This is a genomic window from Robiginitalea sp. (assembly GCF_049588695.1).
Lineage (GTDB): Bacteria > Bacteroidota > Bacteroidia > Flavobacteriales > Flavobacteriaceae > Robiginitalea.
In genome coordinates this window covers 1-2749 of the sequence record NZ_JBAVZJ010000628.1, presented here as the reverse complement: position 1 = coordinate 2749, position 2749 = coordinate 1, and the positions used below count along the sequence as shown (strand labels likewise).

Annotated in this window: 2 protein-coding genes; both read left to right on the top strand. The window is 47.2% G+C overall.

What is annotated here, in order from left to right; genetic code table 11:
- A partial coding sequence (locus tag WBV75_RS14305; RefSeq protein WP_424121259.1) for a sensor histidine kinase occupies positions 1-924 on the top strand: 924 nt, incomplete at its 5' end.
- A gap of 9 nt (positions 925-933) precedes the next feature.
- On the top strand, positions 934-2749 hold a 1816-nt coding region (locus WBV75_RS14300; RefSeq protein WP_424121258.1), incomplete at its 3' end, for a histidine kinase dimerization/phospho-acceptor domain-containing protein.

Genomic DNA, 2749 nt, shown 5'->3' with positions numbered 1-2749 from the left:
GCCTATGGGCTTTTCATACTCCTTGGTTTGATCATCGCTCACCGAATCCAGAAGAACCGAACCCTGAAAAGGGAACGAGAGCGCATTAAAGACAGGGAAATCGAACACGCCCGGGAGATCGAAAAAGCCTATTCCGAACTCAAGGCTACCCAAACCCAGCTTATCCACTCTGAAAAAATGGCCTCCCTGGGAGAACTCACTGCGGGTATTGCCCACGAGATCCAGAATCCTCTGAACTTCGTCAACAATTTCTCCGAAGTCAGCAGCGAACTCATGGATGAAATGGATGAAGAGCTGGAAAAGGGAGATATTGCCGAAGCACGGACAATTGCAGGCGATGTAAAGGAGAACCTGGCCAAGATCTCTCATCATGGCAACCGGGCAGACAGCATCGTCAAAGGAATGCTGCAGCACAGTCGTAGCAGCAGTGGAAAGAAGGAGCCCACAGACCTCAATGCCCTGGCAGACGAGTACCTCCGCCTGGCCTACCACGGGCTGCGGGCCAAGAACAAAAGCTTTAATGCGAAAATGGAAACGGAGTTTGACCCTGACTTGCCTAAGGTCAACGTTGTCCCCCAGGAGATGGGCCGCGTGCTCCTGAACCTGATTACAAATGCTTTTCATGCGGTCAATGAAAGGCAAGTGTCAGTAGCAGAAGATTACGAGCCCACAATTTGGTTAAAAACGCAGAAAACCAGGAACGGTGTGGAAATTACAGTCCGCGACAATGGAGGTGGAGTTCCCGAGGAAATCCGGGATAAAATCTTCCAGCCCTTCTTTACGACTAAGCCCACGGGAGAAGGCACCGGGTTAGGGCTGAGCATGGCATATGACATCGTGACCAAGGGACATGGGGGGCACCTGGATCTTATATCGGAAAAAGACGAGGGAGCTACTTTTATAATCTCGCTTAAAAATCAGTAACTTAATCCCATGGTAAAGAGAATCTTAGTATTGATTTTCTGGCTGCTGGCCGCTTCAACAGCACAGGCCAATACCCAGCAGGATACAATCTTCACACTAACAAAAGAACAACTTACCGAAAGCGAATGGTTGCGACTGCCCCCTATCACCAAATGGAAATTCAAGAAAGGGAGTGAGCCCGGGTGGGCAGCCCCTGAACTGGACGACCGCGATTGGATTCAAATGGATTCCGCGACGATCGCCTCCCTTACCTACGACGAAAATGGGGAATTTGAGGGCTGGTTCCGGTTTCGCTTCAAATTCCAACCCGATTTTGAATCGTATCCTTTTTTCTTGAATAGCACAAATAGCGCGGCCCAGGAGATCTATGTAGACGGCAAGCAGGTTGCTTCTTTTGGAAATACAGGTTTGGAATCCGGTTCATATCGGAGGAATACGGGTGTAATGGAAGCCCTTTTCCTGGAACCCGGGCGGGAGTATATTATGGCTATTCATTTTTTTGACAAGATAGGACCCATATCACGGGCACTTACCAACCCCATCGTTTTAGGTCAAGGAAGTTTTTTGTGGTTTACCAATTCCAGTAAGAGTTCACGAAGACAGAAAACACGCTCTGACCAGCATAGAGAAATGACAACAGTGTTAACCATCCTGCTTTCTATTTCCCTTTTATTTTGGCTGATTTGGGGACTGAACCGGGGTCAAAAACACCTCTTTTTTATTGCACTTTTCACCACTGCTTGCAGCTTATTCCCGTTAGTAGGTCTATTCTTTTATGCAGATTCCAGTGCCATTGTTCTAAACGAAGAGTTCAATGGTCTTAATTCTATTATGTCCGGATTGGCTCCCGGGGCTTTTACGACCACATTTCTCCTGGTACTCTCCTCTATATTTCTGGACCGCATACCCCGGTGGATAAAATTTACTTGTATCTTTCTCTTTTTCATTGGCGCCCCCCTTTTCATTCTCTTTGTCGAAACAAATGAGCTGATTGGCCTGGGTATCCCATTGTTAGCCAGCGGAATTAATCTACTCGCCCTGGGGTATATCATTTACAAGGGTTGGAAGAACTTAAAAGGGGCAAAAAGAATTATTGCTGTTGGTCTTGTAATTACATCCTCACTGTTTGTTGGTACTTTTATTGTAAGCCTCGTAGCCCCTGAATATCTCGTTTACATCCCTTTTTATCTTTCCCTGCTGACATTTCCAATTTTCCTTTTAATTTATGTGGCACTCTGGTTTAAAGAAAACAGACTGCGAGAACGACAAAAGGCGGAGGAGGTCATACGCATTACACGTGAGAAAGAAGAAATCCTTAAAACGCAAAACATCCGACTGGAGCAGGAAGTCGAAAACCGGACAACCGAGCTCAATAATTCCCTGAAAAGCCTCAAAGACACTCAGACCCAACTGGTCCATTCAGAAAAAATGGCCTCCCTGGGCGAGCTTACAGCCGGCATCGCTCACGAGATCCAGAACCCGTTGAACTTCGTCAACAATTTCTCCGAAGTGAGTAGCGAGCTCCTGCAGGAGATGAATGAGGAACTGGATAAAGGGGAGATTCGCGAAGCCAAAGCCATAGCCGCGGACCTGAAACAAAATCTCGAAAAAATCAACCACCACGGAAAACGGGCGGACGGCATTGTCAAAGGGATGCTGCATCACAGCCGTAGCAGTGATGGCAAGAAAGAACCCATAGACATCAATACTCTGGCCGATGAATATGTGCGCCTTGCGTATCACGGCCTTCGCGCCAAAGATAAATCCTTCAACGCGACCATTGAAACGGATTTTGATCCCGATGTTGGAAAAATATCTGTTGTTC